Raw genomic sequence first — 21,304 nt, 5'->3', positions numbered from 1 at the left:
AGAACGGGCACGCGAGTGGATCGATTGCGGTCGTGATGCTCGTGTAGCCTGGAAGCTGCGCCAGTAGTGGAACCTGAGAGCATCGAGGCGGGCATGAGGCGAACACGCCATGTGCCCGCCGTTTTTTTCGGCCCTCGCTTCGACTCGATGTGCCCGGACGAAAAAAAACCGGCTGACTTGCGTCAGCCGGCAATCCTGAAACTGGAGATCAATCCACGGTTTGCGTTTACTGCAGGTTGCCCGCAACGGCGATCGTCTGGCCCGTGATGTAGTTCGATTCGGGCGAGCAGAACAGATACACGCCGCCCGCGGCTTCCTCGGGCGTGCCGCCACGGCCGAGCGGGTTGCGCTGTGCGTGCGTCTTCAGCATTTCCGCGTTCAGGCCCACGCGAATGTCGCGGCCGTCGATCTTGACGGTCTGCGCCTGTTCGGTGCTGACCGTCATGCGCGTATGGATCAGGCCGAACGCCACGGCGTTGACGTTGACGTTGAAGCGCCCCCATTCGCGCGCGAGCGCGCGCGTCATGCCGATCACGCCGGCCTTCGCGGACGAGTAGTTCATCTGGCCCGCGTTACCGTTGAGCGCCGACGTCGACGAGATGTTCACGATCTTGCGGTACACCTCGCGGCCCGCTTCCTTGTCGGCGGCGTGCAGCGCCTTGATGTGCGGATACGCGGCCCGCAGGATGCGGAACGGCGCCGTCATATGACAGTCGAGCACGGCGTACCACTGCTCGTCGCTCATCTTCTGGATCACGTCGTCCCACGTGAAGCCCGCGTTGTTGACGATGATGTCGATGCCCTGAAACGCATTCATCGCAGTGCTGACGAAACGATCGCCGAAGTCGGGCGCCGCCACGTTGCCCACGCAGGCCACGGCTTGCGCGCCGTTGGCCTTCAGTGCTTCGACCGTTTCCTGCGCCGGTTCGGCGTCGAGATCGTTGATGACGAGGCGCGCGCCTTCGCTTGCGAGTTTTTCAGCGATGGCCCGGCCGATGCCGCGGCCCGAGCCGGTGACGAGCGCCACTTTGCCGTCGAGTTTGCCCATGTTGCATGTCTCCTGGTAATGAGGGTTAAAGCGCGACCACGGCGTCGCCCACGACGCGCGGTTCGCCATACTGGTTGGCGGTCTGGATTTCGAGTCGCACGCGCTTCTCGCCATCCGCTTCGAACTTCTCGACCACGCGCCCAGTGCAGGTGATCTGGTGGCCGAGATGCGTGATGCCGACAAAGCGCACGCCGAACTGGCGCAACTGGCGCTGGTCGACCCACTGCGTGAGCAGGCGGCCGAGCCAGGCCATCGAAAGCATGCCGTGCGCGAACACATCGGGCATGCCCGCGCGGCGCGCGAAGTCGATGTCGATGTGCACGGGGTTGTGGTCGCCCGATGCGCCGGCAAACAGCGCGAGCGTGGTGCGGTTCACCGGCGGCAGCGCAAGCGGCGGCAGCGTGTCGCCAACCTGCACCGTGTCGTAGTTCAGCTGGGTCATGACGTCTCTCCGGTTCAGCCGTTGCGTTGCACCAGCACGCCGCGCAGGTCGGCGACGTGCTCGCCGCGCTGGTTCGTCACGCGCGTTTCGCGCACGACGAACTGCAGCGCGCCGCCTTTCTTGTCGTAGATGTCGGCGATGCGCGATTCGAAGCACAGCACGTCTCCTGCGTAGGCAAGGCGGTGATAGGTGAACGATTGCTCGCCGTGCAGAATGCGCGCGAGTTCGATGCCCAACTCCTGGCGCCAGCCCGTGTCCGGCTGCTGGAATTCCAGCGAGAACAGGAACGTGGGCGGCAGGGGCAGCGACGGGTGCCCCGCGTCGCGGGCCGCGGCTTCGTCGAAGTAGACCGGGTTGGTTTCGCCGGTCGCCTTTGCGAAGAAGCGCAACTGGCCGGCTTCGGCCACGGCGCGGTAAGCCGGGATGGTCTTGCCGATGTGCTGCTTGTCGATCATGAGGTTCGCTCCTTGCCTGTGTGCGGCGTCGGCGGGTTGACGCGCGCTTTCATTCAGGCGGTCTTTTCGTAGATCGTGGCGACGCACGCGCCACCGAGTCCGATGTTGTGTGCGAGGGCCAGCTTCGCGCCTTCCACCTGGCGCTGGTCGGCCGTGCCGCGCAGTTGGTGGGTGAGCTCGTAGCACTGCGCGAGACCGGTCGCGCCAAGCGGATGGCCCTTCGAGAGCAGGCCGCCCGAGGGATTCGTGACCCACTTGCCGCCATAGGTGTTGTCGCCGTCGTTGACGAGCTTTTCGCCTTCGCCTTCGGCGCACAGGCCCAGCGCTTCATAGGTGAGCAATTCGTTCTGGGCGAAGCAGTCGTGCAGTTCGATCACGTCGATGTCCTGCGGGCCGACGCCAGCTTGTTCGTACACCTGATTGGCTGCGAGGCGCGACATGTCGAAGCCCACCACGCGGATCATGTCGCGCGTGTCGAAGGTGCTCGGCAGGTCGGTGGTGATGGTTTGCGCCGCGATCTTCACGTCCATGCGCAGGCCGCGCTTTTTCGCGAATTCTTCCGATACCACGATGGCCGCCGCACCGCCGCAGGTGGGCGGGCAGGCCATCAGGCGCGTGAGCACGCCTTCCCACAGCACCGGCGCGGCCAGCACGTCCTCGGGCGTCACGATGTTGCGGAACACCGCGAGCGGATTGCGCGCGGCGTGCTGGCTGGCTTTGGCGCGAATCTTCGCGAACGTCTCCAGCTTGGTGCCGTACTTCTGCATATGCGCGCGGCCAGCGCCGGCGAATTGGCGGATGGCGCTCGGCAGATCGTGACGATCGACGAGTTCGTCGGTCAGCTTGAGCGCGCGTTCGAGTGCGCGCTCGCGGTCGTTCCAGTGGCCGACCAGCGGACCCGGCTGCATGAATTCGAAGCCCACGGCGATCGCGCAGTCCACCGCGCCGCTTTGCACGGCCTGGCGCGCGAGGAACAACGCGGAGGAACCCGTCGAGCAGTTGTTGTTGACGTTGATGATGGGAATGCCCGACAGGCCGACGTGATAGAGCGCCTTCTGGCCGCTGGTCGAATCGCCGTACACGTAACCGGCATAGGCCTGCTGCACGTCGCTGTATTCGATACCCGCGTCGGCGAGCGCGTCGCGTGCCGCGATGGCGCCCATCATGTCGTACGTTTCGCTCGTACCGGGCTTCTTGAAGGGGATCATGCCGACACCGGCGACATAGACATTACGGCTCATGGGGGAAGCTCCTTCGGGTGAACTGGATCGAGGGTTGATCGATGATGAATCGGGACTCAAAGGCTGCGCGCAATGAGTTCGCGCATGACCTCGCTGGTGCCGCCGTAAATGCGCGTCACACGTGCGTCGACGAATGCGCGGGCGACCGGATACTCGAGCATGTAGCCGTAGCCGCCGTGCAACTGGACCATCTCGTCGAGCGCCTTGCCGAGCGCCTCGGTGGCGAACAGCTTGGCGACGGCGGCTTCTTCCACGGTGAGACGCCGGCGCATGTGCTCGCCGAGGTAGTGATCGACCAGCAGGCGCGCGGCCACGGCCTGCGCCTTGATATCGGCGAGCTTGAATTTCGTGTTCTGGAAATCCCACACGGTCTGGTTGAACGCGCGGCGATCCTTCACGTAGTTGATCGTATGTTCGAGGCAGCTTTCGAGGCGCGCGGCGGCGGCCACGGCAATCGAAAGGCGCTCTTGCGGCAGTTCCTGCATCAGGTAGGCGAAGCCCTTGCCTTCTTCGCCGAGCAGGTTGCCGACTGGCACGCGCACGTCGTCGAAGAACAGCTCCGAGGTATCCTGGGCGTGCTGTCCCAGCTTTTCGAGCTTGCGCCCGCGCCGGAATCCCGGACGATCGGTTTCGACCACGATCAGGCTCACGCCGCGCGCGCCGGCGGCCGGATCGGTCTTGCAGACCACCACCACGAGATCGGCGTTCAGGCCATTGGTGATGAAGGTCTTGCTGCCGTTGATCACGTATTCGTCGCCGTCACGGATGGCCGTGGTGCGCGCGGCCTTCAGGTCGCTGCCCATACCGGGCTCCGTCATCGCGATGGCGAGAATCTGCTCGCCGCGGCAGATTTTCGGCAGCCAGCGTTGTTTCTGCTCTTCCGAGCCGATGCGCAGGATATAGGGGGCGACAATGTCCGAGTGCACGCCGAAGCCGAGCCCGCTCACGCCGGTGGCGGTGATTTCCTCGTTGAGCACGGCCGCGTGGCCGAAGTCGCCGCCGCCGCCGCCGTACTCGGCGGGAATGGTGACGCACAGCAATCCTTCGCGGCCCGCCTTGAGCCAGGTTTCGCGGTCGACCAGGCCGGCGCGGTCCCACTCGGCCTGCTTCGGCAGGCATTCGCGTTCGATGAAGCGCCGCACCGTGGTACGGAGCATTTCGTGGTCCTCACGAAATACGGTTCGCTGGATATTCATGTCGATCATCCTGAATCGGTGTGGGTTGTCCCGGTTGTTTTTTACGAAGCGATCAGTGCGCGCGGGCGACGTGGTCCGCGGGCGTGTTCTCGAACAGCGCCGCGACCAGGTGGGCGCGCCGGGCGCGGGTGAGCGCCTGGTTGACGTAGCCCTTGTCGGCGATCTCGCCGGCGTCCATCGAAGGCGGCTCTTCCATGAGCATCAGTCGTTGCACGCGCAGGCTGGCCGCATGGGCGCCGCTGCCGCTGCCGGCGAGCCGGCGCTGGAGCTCCGCGACCAGTGCCGGATGCTTCGCGAGCGCCGCCATGTCGAGCCCGTCGAGCTCAGGCAAGACGCGCTTGCACGCGGCGGCGTTGGGCCACGCGAGCGCCGCGAGGTAGTCGTGATCGTGGCCGCAGATCACCGCGTCGCTCAGCAGCGGCGCGCACTGTTCGAGCAGCGCGAGGCGCACGGCGCCGGTGCGCACCCAGGTGCCATTGGCGAGCTTGAAGTCTTCGGCCACGCGGCCGGCGAACACCATGCCGGCGGCCGGATCGGGGGGAGCGACGAGGCGCACGGCATCGCCGAGGCGAAAGAAGCCTTCGTCGTCGAATGCGGCGGCGGTGAGTTCGGGCTGGGCGATATAGCCGCCGAAGATGTGGTCGCCGCGCATGCGGAACTCGTAGCGCCCGTCGCCGCCTTCGAGCCGGCAGAGCTTGACTTCGACGCCGGGGACCGGCGTGCCGATGTTGCCGGGCGATTCGGTGGGCCAGCTGCAATAGGTGCCCATGCCGGTTGTTTCAGTCGAGGCCAGACCCGAGCAGAACATGATGCGCTCGCCCACGGTCTGCACCGCCACGCGCTCGATGCGCTGCCAGACGTCGACCGGCAGACTCGCGCCGCCGTAGCCGAAGCAGCGCGCGTTCGCGAACAGGCTGCGGGCCAGCGCGGGATCGCGCTCCAGTTCGTTGGCCAGCACGGCCCAGGCGGACGGCACGCTCGTGAAGATGGTGGGGGACACTTCGCGCAGATTGCGCACGGTGCGCTCGATCATGCCTGGCAGCGGGCGGCCGTCATCGATGTAATGCTGCGCGCCGAACTGGATCGAGCGGCCGAGGTTCAGCACGCCGCCCAGGCCGTGGTGCCATGGCAGCCAGTCGAGAAACACGGGCTGCGCGTCGTTGAGCCAGCCGAGGTTGTCCGCGTAGTACGACGCCACCGCATGGAAATTGCGGTAGGTGAGCGCGACGCCCTTGGGTACGCCCGTGGAACCCGAGGTGAAGAGCACGCGCGCGGTGTCGTCGCGGCGCAGGGCGGCATGCGCGCGCGCCACGGCCGCGAGGCGGGCTTCGGTGAGCGGCGTGGCGGCGAGCTGTTGCCAGCTCAGTTGCCCGGGTTCCTGCGAGGCGACGGCGATCACCGTCGCGTTGTAATGGCTCAGCGCCTCCAGCGCGCGAGTCAGCGCGGGTGTGGCCTGCACGAAAATCGCGCCGGGCGGCACCAGTTCGGCCACGCCCTTCAAGCGCGCAAAGTCCTTGCTAAGCGTTGCGTAGGCGGGCGAGACGGGCGCCGTGGGAATGCCCACGTATTCTGCGGCGAGCAGCAGCACGGCTTGCTCGATCGAATTGCCGGACAGCAGCATGACCGGGCGCTGCTGGCCGAGCCCCAGTTCGAGCAGCCCGGCCGCCACGGACTGCACCTGCTGCCACAGCGTGCGCCAGTCGATCGAACGCCACGCGCCGTGCGCGTCGCGTTCGCTGAGCGCGGGCGTGTCGCCGCGCTGGGCGGCCCAATGGGGAATGAAGCCGGCAAAGCTCAGGTGCGGCAGCGCGGCCGGTTTGCTGGCCGTGCGCAGGATTAGCGTGCCGTCCGCGCGGTGCTCGACCTGTATCTGGCGCTCCGGGAACCGCGCAGTGCGCCAGGGCGCGGCTGCGAGGTCGGGTTCGGCTGCCATGTTCATTCGCCTGTCTCCTTGGATTTTTCGCGGCGGCGGGCGCAAGGCGCCGCCGGCCGGTTGTTCATTTGAGGCGGTCGGCGCCGGGTCCGGCATGGCGCGTCACCATGGCGTCAGATTAGTGATTGCGAGGGGCGCGGAACCCACCCAGGGCGGGTGGCGGGTGCCGGAATCGGTGATCAGGGCATCAGGCCCAGATCGCGCATGCGCGCCACGGCCTCGTCGCGGCTCGAGACCCCAAGCTTCCCGTAGATGTTCCGCAGGTGCCACTTGACGGTTTCCGGCGAAAGGCCCAGTGTGCGCGCGATTTTCTTGTTCGGCAGCGCCTGCGCCAGCAGACTGACGACGGTTGCCTCGCGTTCGCTCAGCGGTTCGGCGATCAGTTCGCCCTGGCGCGCGGCCGCGCGCGGCGAGGCGGCGGCCGTGGCGGCCATCACACTGCGCTGGGCGCTTTGCAGCCGGTTCAGATAGAACGTCAGCACGGGATCGCCGGGGTGGGCATCCACGCTTTGATGGATCAGCTTGAGCGCGCCCGGATCGGTGTCCAGCAGGCTGCGCACGAGCCCGAGACGGTGGCCCCGGCGCAGGGCCGAGAGCGTCAGCGCCTGGGCGGCGTCGGTGCGCTCGCGGCGCGCCTCGACCGTGGCGAGCTGCATTTCGATGCAGGCCACGTGCCGTTGCCAGCCGCGCGAATCGGCCAGTTCGATCAGCATCTCGAGCTGGCCGGCGGCCTTGTCGAATTCGCTGTGCGCGATATGCCAGTTCGCGCTGGCGCGGCCAAAGGCCATGCGCACCTCGGCCAGCCGGCTGTGCTCTCCCGGCAGCACCCGGGCGACGACCTCCTTCAGGCGGGTCAGCGCCTGATCGGCCGCCTCGTACTGGCCGCATTGCAGGTGCCGCTGCATCTGCTCAGCCAGGCTATGGGCGCGCAGCCGGAACAGGTTGTGCTGGGCCGCGTAGTCCTCCAGACGCTGCAGCCACGCGAACGAGTCGAGCCGGTGTCCGGCCAGCCAGTGCACCGCCGAGAGCACCGTGGTCACGCGCAGCACGGAATCGGGAATCGACACGCGTTCGAGCACTTCGATGCGCGACTCCAGCAGCTTGCGCGCCGCGTCGAGTTCGTTGAATTCATAGAGCACCTCGCCGAGCAAGGCGGCCGCGAGGCACGCCGCTTCGGCTGCGGCGGTTCCGCGCGCATCGGCTTCGGTCAGCGTCTCGCGGCAAATGCGCTCGGTTTGCAGGTACTTGCCTTCCAGCGCATAGCTGAAGCCGATCAGGCAGCGACCATTAAGGATTCCAGACGAAGTGCCCATGAGGGCCATGCCGTCGACCATCGGCGGCGGTGAGTCGAGTTGCACGCGGCGGGCCCGTTCGTAATCGCCACGGTGCATGTAGAGCCACGACAGCGCGTTGTTGCGCGCGCCGCTCGCGATGCCGTCGGCATCGGGCGGCGTATGCAGCAACTGCGGCAGGATGCTCATGGCCGCGTCTGTATCGTCGAGCTGGATCGCCAGCGCGGTTTCGGCCAGCGTGAGCCGGTAGCGCGAATAGCGATCGGTTTCGGGAATCTCCGCCTTCAGCGCGGCGATGTCGCTCGCGCACGCGTCGTACTCGCGGGTGTAAAGCCGCAGGTGCGCGAGCCAGAGCCGCAGGCCCGGGTGGCGCCGCACCTGGTCGAGCGGGAGCAGGCGGATCAGCCCGATGACCTTGCGCAGTTCGCCGCGCGCCTGCAGCGAGCGCGCCACGCTCAGGACCAGGCCGGCGGCCGCTTCGGCCTCGCCGGCTAGCAGCGCATGCCGCACCGATTCGTCGGGCCGGTCGTGGGCGCCGAACCAGCGAGACGCGGCGAGATGCACCTCGCGCTGCTGCGCCTCGTTGCGGGTGCGGAAGCGGCGCAGCAGGATTTCGCGAAAGAGCGGATTGAGGCGGTGCCAGGTTTCGGCATCGTGGCCTTTGGCCGTGGTCGTGAACAGGTTGTCGGACGCGAGCTTGGCCAGCAGCGCCGGCACCCTCGCGGCCGGCAGCGCGTTGCCGGCTAGCGCGACGCACAGGCTCGAGCAGAATTGCGTGCAAACGGCAAGCCGCTCCAGCAGATCGACGGCGTCCGGCTGCAGGTGCGAGAGCACCTCGCGCTCGAAGTAGCCGGCGAAGGCTCGCGCATCGTGAAGCCGGGTGCGCGCATGCGTGTCGGGGGACAGGATTTCGGAAACGGCCAGCTTCTTGCGCTTCATCTGCAGGGCGACGAGCTCCAGCCCGGCGACCCAGCCGTCGGTGATTTCGTGAAGCTGCCGCGCATCGCGCGCGTCGATGCTGCCCAACTGCGTGCGCAGGAACAGTTCCGACTCCGCCGCCGAGAAGCGCAGCTCGCGCATGTCGAGCTCCAGCACCAGCCCCTGGTCGCGCAAGCGCCCGAGCGACAGCGGCACGGCGCTGCGCGACACGATCGCGAGATGGAGGTTGGCGGGCGCGTAATCAATCAGCCATTGCAGGGCTTCGTGAATCTGCTCGTCGGCGATCTGTTCCAGGTTGTCGAGCACGAGCACCAGTTCGCGCCCGTGTTCGGCGATGCCGGTGGCGAGCGCAATGATGGTGCGCTCCACCATCTCCGAATCGATGCCGCGGCCGCCCAGCATCAGCGCCTCGCGGCTGATGCCCGGCGCGACCTCGGCCAGGCTGCCGGCGAGATGATCGAGCAGCGTCGCGGGGTCGTTGTCGGCGCTGCCGCAGGCGAGCCACGCCACGTCGAAGCCCAGCGACAGCAAGGATTCGCGCCAGGACAGCAGCAGGGTGGTCTTGCCGCATCCGGCCGGGCCTTGGGCGACGATGCAGCGTTTGCGCCGGGCATTCACCAGTTGGGTGATGAGCCGCTCGCGCGCCACGGCGCGGCCGGTGCTGCGTCGTGGCAGCGCACGGCCGCCCGCACTGGCGTCTTGCTGGCTGGGGGCAGGCTCGGGTTCGAGCCCTGAATCAGTTTCGTGCAGCATGATGCGCCTTCCGTTCAAGCATGAGCGCGATACTGCCACAGCCTCTTATAACAGGTCAACAAGCTGTTATAACAGGTATATAATGCCGCACGTCATCTCCCTACCTTGTACATTTGGGCGCGCGCGTCCATTGGAACTTGCCGTGTCCGAACCCCGTTTCAAGCAGATCGAGAAGGAACTGCGCCGCCGCATTCTCGACAACCACCTGTCGGCAGGCATGCAGTTGCCGTCCGAGGCCGCGCTTATGGAGGAGTTCGGCGTCAGCCGCATCACCGTGCGGCAGTCGCTCGCGGGGCTGCACGCAAGCGGGTTGATCGAGAAGGTCAACGGCAAGGGCAGTTTCGTGACGAGGCCGGAGCAAGAAGCCAACTTGGGCCCGCTGACCGGCTTTTACGAAGCGGCGCGCGCGCGCGGGAAAACGGCGCATGGCAAGCTCGTCTCGGTTCGCGAGATCAAGGCGCCGGATTTCGCGCGCGACGCGCTGGGCCTCGACGCGAATGCGCGCGTGCTCTGCGCGAGCACGATCCGCATGCTGGATTCGATGCCGGTTGCCTGGTTCCGCGTCATGGGCGCGCCGCCGCTGATCGAGGCGCTGGTGCGCGAGGACATCGAAACGAATGACGCATCGACGATTCTCGAAAACCGGCTGGGCTACCGCCTGAAAGACCTGCAAGCGGAAACGAGCGCCATCGCGGCTGGCTCGCAACTCGCGCAGCGCCTCGATATCGCGGTCGATGCGCCGGTCTTGCGGATTCGCTGCACGCCGTATGACGCGCGAGGGGAAGCCGTCTGCTGCTCCGAGTTTTTCCTGCGCGGCGACGTTTTCTCCTACCGCTTCAAGTTGAGCCGCTAGCGGCCCCACCCACCCGAGTTTTTCGCGCGGCCACCCGATTCATGCGTTGAAGTCGCCGATAGCGCCACGTACGCTTGCCGGACTGCTCGCCCGCGCGTGCGGCGGGAAAGAACATCGATATTGGAGACGACATGAATGAATCGGCTCGCCAGCCCGTGCCCGCCGGCGATAACGATGAGTACGACTACATTGTGGTCGGAGCGGGGTCGGCCGGCTGCGCGATTGCGAGTCGCCTTGCCGACACGCCCGGAGTGACGGTCGCGTTGCTCGAAACGGGTCCCGACGATCATCACTTCCTCGTCAGCACGCCGGTAGGCGTCGCAAAACTCGCCGTGGCGGAGGGGCCGCGCAACTACGGCTATCGCACCGTGCCGCAGCCGGCGCTGAACAATCGCTCCTCGTTTCAGCCGCGCGGCCGCGGCCTTGGCGGCAGTTCGTCGATCAACGGCATGCTGTACATTCGCGGCCACCGCAACGACTACGACCGCTGGGCGCAACTGGGCTGCGCGGGCTGGAGCTATGAGGAGGTGCTGCCGTATTTCATCCGCGCCGAGGGCAACGAGCGTTTCGCGCGCGGGCCAGCCAATCCCTGGCACGGCGTGGACGGCCCGTTGTACGTGAGCGATCAGCGCTCGCTGAGTCCGTTCAGCCAGCGCTTCATCGATGCGGCGCGGCAACTCGGCATGCCGCTCAACGACGACTTCAACGGCGAGCACCAGGACGGCGTGGGCCTGTACCAGGTCACGCAGCACAACGGCGAACGGTGGAACACCGCGCGTGCCTACCTGCATCGCGGCAACGCGGCCGACACGGCGTTCAACGGCGGCCGCGCCGGGCTCGCGGTCATGACCGGCACGGTCGCGTTGCGCGTGGAGTTCGAGCAGCAGCGGGCGAGGGGTGTGCGCGTCGTGCGTGATGGCGTCGAGCGATCGCTGCGCGCGCGGCGCGAGGTCATCCTGAGCGCGGGCGCATTCAACTCGCCGCAACTGCTCATGGCTTCCGGCGTGGGGCCTGCCGCGCATCTGCGCGAACTCGGCATTCCGGTTCGGTGCGATTTGCCGGGCGTGGGCGAGAACCTGCAGGACCACATTGACGTGACGATCCGAAAAGAGGTGCCGTCGGCCGATTTGTATGGGTATTCGCTGCGCAATATCGTGCGCATGATTCCGGAGCTGATGCGCTATCGGCGCGACCGCTCGGGCATGTTTTCGTCGAACGTGATCGAGGCGGGCGGCTTCACGCGCACGCGCCCCAATCTGGCCGAGCCCGATCTCCAGTTCGCCTTCATCCTCGCGCTGGTTGGCAGCCGCGGCAAGAACGCCGGCAAGAAAGCGCCGCCCGGCTATAGCTGCCACGCCACCAATCTTCGCCCGCAAAGCCGTGGCGTGGTGCGGCTGCGCTCCGCCGACATGCGCGAAGCGCCGCTGATCGACCCGCGCTACCTGAGCGTCGAATCCGACATGGACAACCTCGTGACCGGCGTGCGCCTCACCCGCAAGATCTACGCGCAGCCCGCGCTCGCCGAGGCCGGCGGCCGCGAACTCTTCACCGATGACTTCGGGCCCGGCGAGGGCGACGAACAGGCGATCCGCGCGTATATCCGCGAGCACGCCGACACGCTGTTCCATCCCGTGGGCACCTGCAAGATGGGGGTGGACAGCATGGCCGTGGTCGATCCGGCGCTGCGCGTGCGCGGCGTCGAAGGCCTGCGGGTGGCCGATGCCTCCGTCATGCCCACGCTGATCGGCGGCAATACGAACGCGCCAACCATCATGATCGCCGAGAAGGCGGCCGACCTCATTCGCGCATCAGCGCATTGATGCGCGGCGCCCGGCAGCGCGACGAGCGCGGTTGCCGGGCGAGCGCAGGAGAAAATACGATGCACAATCAGGATTCCAAAGAAATTGCCTTCACGCCGCTTCCGGCCAGCGCTTCGACGCTTGCCGCGCACCAGCGCGCCTTGAGCGAACTCCCGCTGGACGATCCGCAGGAGGAAGCCGACGCGCTGCGTGGCTTTATCGGCACGGTGCCGGACGCCGAGGTGCGCGGCGACTATGGTCAAATCGTCTGGAGTCTGGCCGACTACGCGTTTCTCGACGAACCCGAGGCGCCGGCAACGGCCCATCCGGCCTTGTGGCGTCACGCGCGGCTCAATACGCTGCACGGCCTGTTCAAGGTTACCGAGCGCATTTATCAGGTGCGCGGCTTCGACGTTTCGAACATCACCTTTATCGAAGGCGACAGCGGCCTGATCGTCATCGACCCGCTCACGTGCAAGGAAACCGCCGCTGCCGCGCTGAATCTGTACTTCAAGCACAGGCCGAAGCGCCCGGTCGTGGCGGTGCTCTACAGCCACAGCCATGCCGACCATTTCGGCGGCGTGCGCGGCGTCACGACCGAAGCGGACGTGAAAGCAGGGCGGACCGCGATCATCGCGCCGGCGGGCTTCATGGAGGAGGCCGTGGCCGAGAACGTGCTCGCGGGCACCGCGATGATGCGCCGCTCGCAGTTCCAGTTCGGGCATACGCTGGCCCGCAACGCCTGCTGCCAGATCGACGCCGGCATGGGCAAGACCATGCCGCGCGGAACCATCACGCTGATTCCGCCGACGCAACTGATTCGGGAGATGACGGAAACGCATGTCATCGACGGCGTGGAGATCGTGTTCCAGCTCACGCCCGAAAGCGAGGCGCCCGCGGAGATGCATTTCTATTTTCCGCAGGAGCGCGCGCTCAATCTGGCCGAAAACGGCACGCGTTCGCTGCATAATCTTTGCCCGCTGCGCGGCGCGCAGGTTCGCAATGCCCAGCTATGGTCGCGCTACCTCGGCGACTCGCTCGAACGGTTCGGCCGTGAGGCGACGGTCGTTTTCGCGCAGCACAACTGGCCGACCTGGGGCAGCGAGCGCATCACCGGATACCTCGAAGCCCAGCGCGATCTCTACAAGTACCTCCACGACCAGACCGTGCGCATGATGAACCACGGCATGACCGCGCCGGAGATCGCGGAGGCCATGCAATTGCCCGATTCGCTGCGCGCGCTGTGGCATGCGCGCGGATACTACGGGACCGTGTCGCACAACGTGAAGGCGATCTACCAGCACTATCTGAGCTGGTACGACGGCAACCCGTCGAACCTGCATGCCTTGCCGCCCGAGATGGCTGCGCCGCGTTACGTCGAGTACATGGGCGGCGCGCAGGCCATGCTCGAACGAGCGCAGCGCGATTTCGAGAACGGCGAGTATCGCTGGGTGGCGCAGGTGATGAATCATCTGGTGTTCGCGCAGCCCGCGCTTCGCGAGGCGCGCGAGCTTGGCGCGGCGGCGCTGGAGCAGATGGGCTATCAAACCGAATCCGCAACGTGGCGCAACGCGTTCCTGCTCGGTGCGCGCGAATTGCGCGAGGGGAACTGCAGCGGGACGCAGTTCGCGAGCCGTAGCCGCGACATGGTCTGCGCGATCACCGAAGAGATGTTCTTCGACTATCTGGCCGTGCGCGTGGATGGGCAGCGCGCGCAGCATCTGAGCATGCGCATCGACTGGGTGTTCACGGATCTCGGCAAGCGCTTCGCGCTGAATCTCCAGCACGGCGCGTTGACTTGCTCGGCATCGAGCGCGCTGCCGTCGCAGGTCGAGGTCGCGATGACGCGCGACAAGCTCAATCAGATCCTGTGCGGCGAAACGGGCTTCATGGAGGCGCTGCAGGACGGCAGCATCGCGGTGCAGGGCGACGGCAGCCTGTTCAAGAAGCTGCTGGGCACGCTCGACCAGTTCAAGGGCGAATTCAACGTCGTCGAGCCTTGATCGAAACGGCGGGGGCGCGGGCAGGGCGGTGCGACTGCCCGCGCTTCGGCCACGGGCGCGGCGGGTGTTATGCGATCGCTATACCGGCGAGCTGGTCGAGATTCGCACACCCAAGCTGCGCGAGCCCGTTGTCGATTTCGTTGCGCATGATCTCCAGCGCGCGCAACGCGCCGCGCTCGCCCGCCGCCGCCACGCCGTAAAGCGTGGCGCGCCCGAGCAGCACGCCCTGTGCGCCAAGACGGCGCGCCTTGAGCGCATCCATTCCGCGCCGGACGCCGGAGTCGAGCAGAATCTCGGCGCGTCCGCCGACCGCATCGGCGATGGCGGGCAGCGCCGCAATGCTGGGGATCGCCGCATCGAGCTGCCGGCCGCCGTGGTTCGTCACCACGATCGAGTCCACACCGCAGCGCACGGCCTGCGAGGCGTCGTGCGCGTCGAGAATGCCTTTGAGGATCAGCGTGCCGTTCCAGCGTTCGCGCAGCCATTCGACGTCGCGCCACGCGAGCGTCGTGTCCATCTGGCGCTCGATCCACTCGGCCGCGTCGAGCGCGCTCGCGCGTTTGCCGATGAAGCCGTCGAGATTCTCGAAGCGCGGCAGTCCCGGCGCGTACACGTTGGCGAGCCAGCGCCAGCACGTTGCGGTATTGAGCAGGTTCCGGAAGTCCGGCTTTTTGAAGCCACGATAATTGCGCGCTTCCCAGTTGCGGTTGCCGTATACGGTCGCGTCGGTGGTCAGCACGAGCGACGTGTATCCCGCATCGCGGGCGCGCTGCATGAGTTCCAGCGTGCATTGCCGGTCCTGGAACATGTAGAGCTGGAGCCAGCGGGGCGCATCGGGCCACTTGCGCGTGGCCGCTGCGACACGCTCGATGCTTGCGCTCGCAAGCGTTGCGAGGCAGAACGGCACGCCGCTTTGAGCGGCTGCTCGCGCCAATGCGATATCGGCATCGCGCCACAGCATGCCGTTGAAACCGGTCGGGCCGACCGCCATCGGCGCTGCTGAATAGCCGCCCTTGAACGGCGTTTCGATCGAACGAACCGAGACGTCGCGCAACGTGCGCGGCACGAGCCGAAGCGACTCGAACGCCGCGCGATTCGCGTGGACGCCGAGTTCGTCCTCGGCGCCGCATTCGAGGTATTCGAGCGCGAAGTGGGGCAGACGCCGCTGCGCCATCGCCTGAAGATCGGCAATCGCGACCGCGCGGGCGGGATTGCGTCCGCTGTAGAGCTTGCGTTTCATGTAGGTGTACGTCCCAATCGGGTCAAGCCGCGTCAAGCGCTACTGCCGCTCAAAGGACCTTTCCCGGATTCAGGATGTGCAGCGGATCGAGCGCTGCCTTCAAGCGGCGCATCAAGCCGATTTCGGCATCGCTGCGCGTGCAGGCCAGGTATGGCCGTTTCAGCACGCCGATTCCATGCTCCGCCGAAATCGATCCGCCCATGTCCTGCACGACGCCGTAGACCGTGCGATCGAGTTCGTGCGCGAGCGCCTCGTCGAGTTCGGCAAGCGACACGCCGATATGCACGTTGCCGTCGCCGACGTGCCCGAAGAACAGGCACACCACCTCCGGCCAGCGCGTGCGCAGCGCGGCCTCGCAGCGTTGCGCGAATTCGCCGAGCTCGCCGGTCGGCAGGCTCACGTCGAAATTGATGAGGTTCGGCAGGGCGTCGATTGCGAGACCCTCGCGCAGCAGCCACATATCGCGCGCCTGCCGCTCCGAAGTCGCGAGCGCCGCATCGTCGACGAGCCCCGCTTCGAAGCAGTCGCCAAGGCATGTTTCGAGCATCTGCGCCGCATCGCCGCCCGGCGCGCTCGTGGCGCACTCGATCAGCACCGCGAAACCATCCTCGCCGGCAAACGGTGCGGTGACATCGGGCGTGTGGCTGCCAACATACCGGTAGAACGACGGCCACATCGCCTCGAAGCTGACGATCTCCTGCACCGCGCGCATCCGGTCCCAAAGCCGCACCACGGCATCGTAATCGGCGACGCGGCACATCGCGGTGGCAGGGGGCGCAAGCTTCGGGCGCAGCCGCAGCACCGCGCGCGTGATGATCCCGAGTGTGCCTTCGCTGCCGATAAACAACTGCTTGAGGTCGTAGCCGGTATTGTTCTTCAGCACCCGGCTCAGCGACGACACGACCGTGCCGTCGGCGAGCACGGCTTCGAGCCCGAGCACCTGCTCGCGCATCACGCCATAGCGGATCGCGCGCGTGCCGCCCGCATTGGTGGCGATAGCGCCGCCGACCTGGCATGAGCCGCGCGCGCCGAGGTCGACGCCGAACGTGAAGCCGGCCGCTTCCGCGGCTTCCTGAACCACCTGTAGCGGCGTGCCGGCGCGCACGGTGATTGTGCCGGCCGCGGCATCGATCGACTCGATGCCGGCGAAGCGTTCCATCGACAGCACGATTTCGCCGCCAAGCGCCACCGCGCCGCGCGCGAGGCCGGTTAGTCCGCCCTGGGGCACCACCGGTTGCTTGAGCTTCGTGCACAGCGCGAGCGCGCGCGAGACGTCGTCGACGCTGCGCGGCCGCACCAGCGCGCGCGGCCGCGCGCCGGGCGCTTCGTTGTACGCGGTGAAGTAGTGCGGATCGATATCGGCCGATCGCGTGACGATGTCCGCGCCGAGTTCGGCAATGAGCGCGGCGTCGATCGCGCGCGCGTCCACTGCCGCGTGGCCCGGTTCACCGCACGCGGCCGCCATATCGTGAATCGGCATGCGTTACTCCGCGGCAATGTCCGCGTTGCCGAAATACTTCTGGCCGAGCGACTTCACGGTGCCATCGGCCTTCAGCTTGTCGATCGCCGCATTGAGCTTGTCCTTCAGCGCCGTGTCGCCCTTGCGCAGGCCGAATGCGATGCCGGCGCCGAGGATCTTGTCGTCGCGCACCGCGCCGCCCGCGAACGCGAAGCCCTTGCCCTCGGGGCGGTCGAGGAAACCGGACTGGCCCGACGGCGCCTGCACGAGCGTGGCGTCCACACGGCCGGCGGCCAGATCGGCGTAGGCCTGGTTCTGATCCTGGTACGACACGACCGAAACGCCCGCGGACTCCCAGTGCACCTTCGCATAGGTCTCCTGAACCGACGCCTGCAGCACGCCGACGCGCTTGCCCTTCAGCGATGCGGGCGTCGGCTGCAGGCCGCTGCCCGCGCGCGCGATCAGCATCGTCGGCACGCGGTAGATGACGTGCGTGAAGTCGATAGCCTCGCGGCGTTTGTCGGTCGCGTTCATGCCCGAGTTGATCGCGTCGAACTTGCGGCCGTTCAGGGCCGGGATCAGGCCGTCGAACGAGGTCTCGACCCACGTGCACTTGAGCTGCGCGGTCTTGCACACGGCGTTGCCGACGTCGATGTCCATGCCGACCAGCTGGCCGCTCGGCGACTTCGATTCGAACGGAGCATATTCGGCTTCGAGGCCGTAGCGCAGCGTATCCGAACCGGCAAGCGCCGCGCCGGAACCGAACGCGCAGGCGAGGGCGAGGCAAATTTTCAGGTGTTTCATCGTGATTTACTCTTCCAGGTCCAGGGAATGTCAGTGACCGGCGCATGCTTGCCCCGCCGGCGATCCAACCGTCACATCAAATGCTGCAAAGCCGCCGCGCGCCTTCCACCAGCGTCGCATCGTCCTTCGAGAAGCTGAGCCGGATTACACCATTGTCGGTGCCGTCCGTATAGAACGCGGACAGCGGAATCGTCGCGACGCGCGCATCGCGGATCAGACGCAGCACGAAGTCGCTGTCGCGCTCGTCGGAAAAATGCCGGAAACGCGCGAGCATGAAAAACGAGCCTTCGCTCGGCAGCAACTCGAAGCGCGAACCTTCGAGTTCGCGCGCGAGCAAGTCGCGCTTGCTTTGATAAAACGCGGCCAGGCCGAGATAACTGGCGGGCTGCGCGAGCATTTCCGCGAACGCGAACTGCATGGGCGTGTCGGCCGCGAACACCATGAACTGATGCACCTTGCGGATCTCGTCCATCAGCTCGGCGGGCGCGAGCATATGGCCGACGCGCCAACCGGTCACGTGGAACGATTTGCCGAACGACGACACGATCACGCTGCGCTCCGCGAGTTCGCGGTGCCGCGCCATGCTTTCGTGCCGCGCGCCGTCGAACACGACATGCTCGTACACCTCGTCGGACAGGATCACGATGTCGCTCTCGCGGGTGAGGCGCGTGAGCTGGGCGATGTCGTCGGCGGAGAAAACCGTGGCGGTCGGGTTGTGCGGCGTATTCACGATGATCATGCGCGTGCGCGGCGTGATCGCGGCGGCAACCGCGTCCCAGTCGACGCGGAAATGCGGCGCCACGAGCTTGACCGCCACCGGCGTCGCGCCCTGCATCCGCACGATCGGCGCGTAGCTGTCGAACGAGGGCTCGAAATAGATCACTTCGTCGCCGGGGTGCACGAGTGCGCTGATCGATGCATAGAGACCCTCGCTCGCGCTTGCGATCACCGTGATTTCGGTGGACGGATCGTAACGTGTGCCGTACAGGCGCTCGGTTTTCTCGGCGAGCGCGTCGCGCAGCGCGCCGACGCCGGCCATCGGCGCGTACTGGTTGTGGCCGTCGCGCATCGCGCGCGCGACGCCTTCGACTAGCGCCGGATCGGGTGCGAAGTTCGGTGCGCCTTGCGAGAGGTTCAGCGCGTCGTGCTCGGCCGCGAGTTGCCCGATCACGGTGAAGATCGTGGTGCCGACATCGGGCAGCTTGGAACGGGGTACGGTGGCGCTTCGCATGAATTCTCCTTCTGGATCACGTACCCCGAAACTGTATGCGGACCAATATCGGACGCCAATCGACTAATTTGCATGATGGGCATGAGTTAAATGCATGCCGGGGATGGTTGGGTGGGCAACCGATGTCTGAATCTGCCTTGATCGTTGATAATCCAACGTAATATGTATGAAATAAAACTATCTACGTAAATTAATTCACATTATGCATATAATGGGGAATTGACGGAATTGGAGGGATCGATACAATATTCAGACCGCCGTGCCTCGCCCGGCGCCGCCAAACGTGGCCCAAACCGTGATCCCAAACACCCGCCAGGAACCTCGATGAGCGCGGAAAACTCCCTGCCAGTTTTGCCTTTGCGGTACGCCTCGGCGCTCCAGCTACGCGCGGCCCAGACCACGGGCGGCGTCGGCGCGAACCTCGGTGACACCGAGCGCCGGCAGATCCGCGCGGAAACCGACCTGGAAGCCATTTCCCTGTGGCTGGCCAACTATGTCGAAAGCCCGGCCACGCACGCGAACTACCGCAAGGAAGCCGACCGTCTGCTGCTCTGGGCGCTCGCTCAGGCGCTCAGCGGACCCGGCATGATCGTGCAGGAAGACCTGCGCCTGTTCCGGGAATTCCTCGCCGCGCCCGACCGGCGCAATCCCATCTGGACGGTGATCGCCGAGCTAAAGCCCGTGTCGTCGCTGACGCACGAGGATCTCGCGCGCTACCGGCAATTCCTCGCCGATCCCCAGCCGGTCTCGACGTGGGTCACGGAAGGCGGCGCCCGGTACGCCACGGACGATCCGCGCTGGCGCCCGTTCGCTGGCCGGCTCGAACCGGCCAGCATCAAACAGGCCGTGGTGATCCTCGACAGCATGTTCGGCTGGCTGGTCGAAGCCGGATATCTGCGCGGCAATCCGCTCGGCCTGCTGCGGCAGCGCCGGCGCCGGCCGGCCCAGCGGGTCACGCGCTATCTGCCGGCCGTCATGTGGCAGCACGTCAAGGACTACGTGGCCTCCATGCCGGAGCCGGACCCGCGGCAACGGCGCGACAAGGCGCGCGCGCGGTGGCTCACCACCCTGTTCTATCTGCTCGGTCTGCGGATCTCGGAAGTTGCCGCGGGCACGATGGGCAACTTCGTGCGCGAACTCGGCACCGACGGCACGCCGCGCTGGTGGCTGGAGGTCGTGGGCAAAGGGCTGAAGTACCGGCGCATCCCGGTTTCCCAGGAACTGCTCGCCGAGCTGATGCGCTATCGCGAGGCGCACGGCCTCGCGCCGTTGCCGGCGCGCAACGAACTGACGCCCCTGCTGCTGCCGTTTCGCCAGCGCGCCGGCAATGCTTCAGGCGACGGCGTCGACCGCAAGACCGTGCATAACGCGATCAAGGCGGTGTTCGCCAAAGCGGCGGACTGGACCGAAGCCCGGGGCGGCGAGTATGCGGATCACGCGGACCACATTCGCCAGGCGTCCGCGCACTGGCTTCGGCATACGGCGGCGTCGCACATGCTGGACAGCGATCTGGACCTGCGCACGGTGCGCGACAACCTCGGCCACGATTCGATCAACACCACCAGCCAGTACGCGCACGAAGAGGACGACCGCCGCCACGATGAAACGACCGGGAACCACCGCATGAACTGGCGTTAATGCTCGATGCGCGGTCCCCGAGGACGGCTCGCGCGAGTCCGGGCGCGCCCGCGCGAAGTATCGCGCAGGCAGCCGGACATCGAAAACGCGCGACTTATTTTCCGTAGATATCGAAATCGAAATACTTCCGGGCAACCTTGTCGTACGTGCCGTCCTTGTGCATGTCGGCAAGCGCCTGATCGATCTTCTCCCGCAAATCGCCATCGTCCTTGCGCATGCCAATGGCCGTGCCGTTGCCGAGAATCTTCGGATCATCAAGCGTCGTGCCGACGAACGCAAAATCCTTGCCGCGCGGAGTATTCAGGAATCCCAGGTTGGCATGCACCTGGTCCTGCACGGATGCATCGAGCCGGCCCGAAATCAGATCCGCGTAAACCAGATCCTGGTTCTGGTAAGGGACGATCGTAGCTCCTGCCGGCTCCCAGTGCACGCGCGCGTAGGTCTCCTGAATCGAGCCCTGCTCCACGCCGATCCGCTTGCCCTTCACGCCTTCCGGCGTGGGCAGGATCGTTGCGCCCTTTCTCGCGACCATGCGGTCGGGCGAATGGGCGACCTTTGTCGAGAAAGCGATCTGTTGCTCGCGTGCAGCCGTTTTCGACATCGTCGATAGAATGGCGTCGAATTTGCGCGCCTTCAGCGCGGGGATCATGCTGTCAAAATCCTGCTCGACCCACACGCATTTCGCGTGCAAATGCTGGCAAATTTCGTTGCCGAGGTCGATGTCGAAGCCAACGAGCTGCCCGTCGGGCGCTTTTGATTCGTAGGGCGGATAGCTCGCGTCAACGCCGAAGCGGATCGTCGACCAGGTTTTCGCTTGCACACCCGTTGCCGACGCGGCGAACAGGGCAATGACCAGGGCTGTGGAAATTCTTTTCACTTCAACTCCTCGTAGATAGGGAAATTGCATTTTTTGCGCTGCGTTTTGTTGCACTTTTGACTTCGGTATCCTGAGCATTGGAGGTGCCGATCCAACGCCTC

Annotated in this window: 16 protein-coding genes; 4 read left to right on the top strand and 12 right to left on the bottom strand. The window is 66.2% G+C overall.

What is annotated here, in order from left to right; all coding sequences use genetic code 11:
- Positions 1-226 precede the first annotated feature (226 nt).
- The 7 genes from NH14_RS05810 to NH14_RS05780 form a co-directional block, all read right to left on the bottom strand.
- Positions 227-1,048 (bottom strand): SDR family NAD(P)-dependent oxidoreductase, encoded by an 822-nt coding sequence (locus tag NH14_RS05810; protein WP_035528978.1) that lies wholly within the window; start codon positions 1,046-1,048, stop codon positions 227-229.
- 25 nt (positions 1,049-1,073) lie between these two features.
- Entirely contained in the window at positions 1,074-1,490 is a 417-nt protein-coding gene (locus tag NH14_RS05805) for a MaoC family dehydratase (protein ID WP_035528975.1), read from the bottom strand.
- 14 nt (positions 1,491-1,504) lie between these two features.
- Entirely contained in the window at positions 1,505-1,945 is a 441-nt protein-coding gene (locus NH14_RS05800; RefSeq protein ID WP_035528971.1) for a MaoC family dehydratase N-terminal domain-containing protein, read from the bottom strand.
- A gap of 53 nt (positions 1,946-1,998) precedes the next feature.
- Positions 1,999-3,186: a lipid-transfer protein gene (locus tag NH14_RS05795; protein WP_035528969.1), complete on the bottom strand. Its 1,188-nt coding sequence runs from the start codon at positions 3,184-3,186 to the stop codon at positions 1,999-2,001.
- Positions 3,187-3,242: 56 nt separating this feature from the next.
- Entirely contained in the window at positions 3,243-4,382 is a 1,140-nt protein-coding gene (locus tag NH14_RS05790) for an acyl-CoA dehydrogenase family protein (RefSeq protein ID WP_035529240.1), read from the bottom strand.
- A gap of 52 nt (positions 4,383-4,434) precedes the next feature.
- Complete coding sequence (locus tag NH14_RS05785; protein ID WP_035528966.1) at positions 4,435-6,321, bottom strand: feruloyl-CoA synthase; 1,887 nt, start codon at positions 6,319-6,321, stop codon at positions 4,435-4,437.
- 173 nt (positions 6,322-6,494) lie between these two features.
- Positions 6,495-9,299 (bottom strand): LuxR C-terminal-related transcriptional regulator, encoded by a 2,805-nt coding sequence (locus NH14_RS05780; protein ID WP_035528961.1) that lies wholly within the window; start codon positions 9,297-9,299, stop codon positions 6,495-6,497.
- A gap of 142 nt (positions 9,300-9,441) precedes the next feature.
- Between NH14_RS05780 and NH14_RS05775 the strand changes: the two genes are divergently transcribed.
- From NH14_RS05775 to NH14_RS05765, 3 genes are all read left to right on the top strand, one after another.
- On the top strand, positions 9,442-10,152 hold the full coding sequence (locus tag NH14_RS05775; protein ID WP_035528958.1) for a GntR family transcriptional regulator: 711 nt from the start codon (positions 9,442-9,444) through the stop codon (positions 10,150-10,152).
- A 131-nt stretch (positions 10,153-10,283) separates the two neighbouring features.
- Complete coding sequence (locus NH14_RS05770; RefSeq protein ID WP_052148188.1) at positions 10,284-11,972, top strand: GMC family oxidoreductase; 1,689 nt, start codon at positions 10,284-10,286, stop codon at positions 11,970-11,972.
- A gap of 59 nt (positions 11,973-12,031) precedes the next feature.
- Positions 12,032-13,954 carry an alkyl/aryl-sulfatase gene (locus NH14_RS05765; RefSeq protein WP_052148172.1) on the top strand — a complete coding sequence of 641 codons (1,923 nt, stop codon included), beginning with the start codon at positions 12,032-12,034 and terminating at the stop codon, positions 13,952-13,954.
- Between the two features lie 67 nt (positions 13,955-14,021).
- Here NH14_RS05765 and NH14_RS05760 read toward each other — a convergent pair whose 3' ends face one another.
- From NH14_RS05760 to NH14_RS05745, 4 genes are all read right to left on the bottom strand, one after another.
- Positions 14,022-15,194 carry an alpha-hydroxy acid oxidase gene (locus NH14_RS05760; protein ID WP_035528956.1) on the bottom strand — a complete coding sequence of 391 codons (1,173 nt, stop codon included), beginning with the start codon at positions 15,192-15,194 and terminating at the stop codon, positions 14,022-14,024.
- Between the two features lie 49 nt (positions 15,195-15,243).
- Positions 15,244-16,659 carry an FAD-binding oxidoreductase gene (locus NH14_RS05755; RefSeq protein ID WP_237179560.1) on the bottom strand — a complete coding sequence of 472 codons (1,416 nt, stop codon included), beginning with the start codon at positions 16,657-16,659 and terminating at the stop codon, positions 15,244-15,246.
- Positions 16,660-16,677: 18 nt separating this feature from the next.
- Positions 16,678-17,457 (bottom strand): ABC transporter substrate-binding protein, encoded by a 780-nt coding sequence (locus NH14_RS05750; protein ID WP_035528952.1) that lies wholly within the window; start codon positions 17,455-17,457, stop codon positions 16,678-16,680.
- 76 nt (positions 17,458-17,533) lie between these two features.
- Positions 17,534-18,688: a pyridoxal phosphate-dependent aminotransferase gene (locus tag NH14_RS05745; RefSeq protein ID WP_035528950.1), complete on the bottom strand. Its 1,155-nt coding sequence runs from the start codon at positions 18,686-18,688 to the stop codon at positions 17,534-17,536.
- Between the two features lie 324 nt (positions 18,689-19,012).
- Here NH14_RS05745 and NH14_RS05740 point away from each other — a divergent pair, with 324 nt between their 5' ends.
- A complete protein-coding gene (locus NH14_RS05740) occupies positions 19,013-20,326 on the top strand; it encodes a tyrosine-type recombinase/integrase (RefSeq protein ID WP_052148171.1) in 1,314 nt (437 codons plus the stop codon).
- A 94-nt stretch (positions 20,327-20,420) separates the two neighbouring features.
- Here the strand turns inward: NH14_RS05740 and NH14_RS05735 are convergent, their stop codons facing one another.
- Positions 20,421-21,233: an ABC transporter substrate-binding protein gene (locus NH14_RS05735; RefSeq protein ID WP_202031604.1), complete on the bottom strand. Its 813-nt coding sequence runs from the start codon at positions 21,231-21,233 to the stop codon at positions 20,421-20,423.
- Positions 21,234-21,304: the final 71 nt, after the last annotated feature.

It is taken from the genome of Paraburkholderia sacchari (assembly GCF_000785435.2).
GTDB lineage: Bacteria > Pseudomonadota > Gammaproteobacteria > Burkholderiales > Burkholderiaceae > Paraburkholderia > Paraburkholderia sacchari.
The sequence above is the reverse complement of the archived record's forward strand: the minus strand, read 5'-3'. Positions and strand labels throughout refer to the sequence as shown.

Excerpts from the sequence above, each read along its gene's own strand:
- NH14_RS05810 (WP_035528978.1), bottom strand. The coding sequence starts at position 1,048 with ATGGGCAAACTCGACGGCAAAGTGGCGCTCGTCACCGGCTCGGGCCGC.
- NH14_RS05805 (WP_035528975.1), bottom strand. The coding sequence starts at position 1,490 with ATGACCCAGCTGAACTACGACACGGTGCAGGTTGGCGACACGCTGCCG.
- NH14_RS05800 (WP_035528971.1), bottom strand. The coding sequence starts at position 1,945 with ATGATCGACAAGCAGCACATCGGCAAGACCATCCCGGCTTACCGCGCC.
- NH14_RS05795 (WP_035528969.1), bottom strand. The coding sequence starts at position 3,186 with ATGAGCCGTAATGTCTATGTCGCCGGTGTCGGCATGATCCCCTTCAAG.
- NH14_RS05790 (WP_035529240.1), bottom strand. The coding sequence starts at position 4,382 with ATGAATATCCAGCGAACCGTATTTCGTGAGGACCACGAAATGCTCCGT.
- NH14_RS05785 (WP_035528966.1), bottom strand. The coding sequence starts at position 6,321 with ATGAACATGGCAGCCGAACCCGACCTCGCAGCCGCGCCCTGGCGCACT.
- NH14_RS05780 (WP_035528961.1), bottom strand. The coding sequence starts at position 9,299 with ATGCTGCACGAAACTGATTCAGGGCTCGAACCCGAGCCTGCCCCCAGC.
- NH14_RS05770 (WP_052148188.1), top strand. The coding sequence starts at position 10,284 with ATGAATGAATCGGCTCGCCAGCCCGTGCCCGCCGGCGATAACGATGAG.
- NH14_RS05765 (WP_052148172.1), top strand. The coding sequence starts at position 12,032 with ATGCACAATCAGGATTCCAAAGAAATTGCCTTCACGCCGCTTCCGGCC.
- NH14_RS05760 (WP_035528956.1), bottom strand. The coding sequence starts at position 15,194 with ATGAAACGCAAGCTCTACAGCGGACGCAATCCCGCCCGCGCGGTCGCG.
- NH14_RS05755 (WP_237179560.1), bottom strand. The coding sequence starts at position 16,659 with ATGGCGGCCGCGTGCGGTGAACCGGGCCACGCGGCAGTGGACGCGCGC.
- NH14_RS05750 (WP_035528952.1), bottom strand. The coding sequence starts at position 17,457 with ATGAAACACCTGAAAATTTGCCTCGCCCTCGCCTGCGCGTTCGGTTCC.
- NH14_RS05745 (WP_035528950.1), bottom strand. The coding sequence starts at position 18,688 with ATGCGAAGCGCCACCGTACCCCGTTCCAAGCTGCCCGATGTCGGCACC.
- NH14_RS05740 (WP_052148171.1), top strand. The coding sequence starts at position 19,013 with ATGAGCGCGGAAAACTCCCTGCCAGTTTTGCCTTTGCGGTACGCCTCG.
- NH14_RS05735 (WP_202031604.1), bottom strand. The coding sequence starts at position 21,233 with ATGCAATTTCCCTATCTACGAGGAGTTGAAGTGAAAAGAATTTCCACA.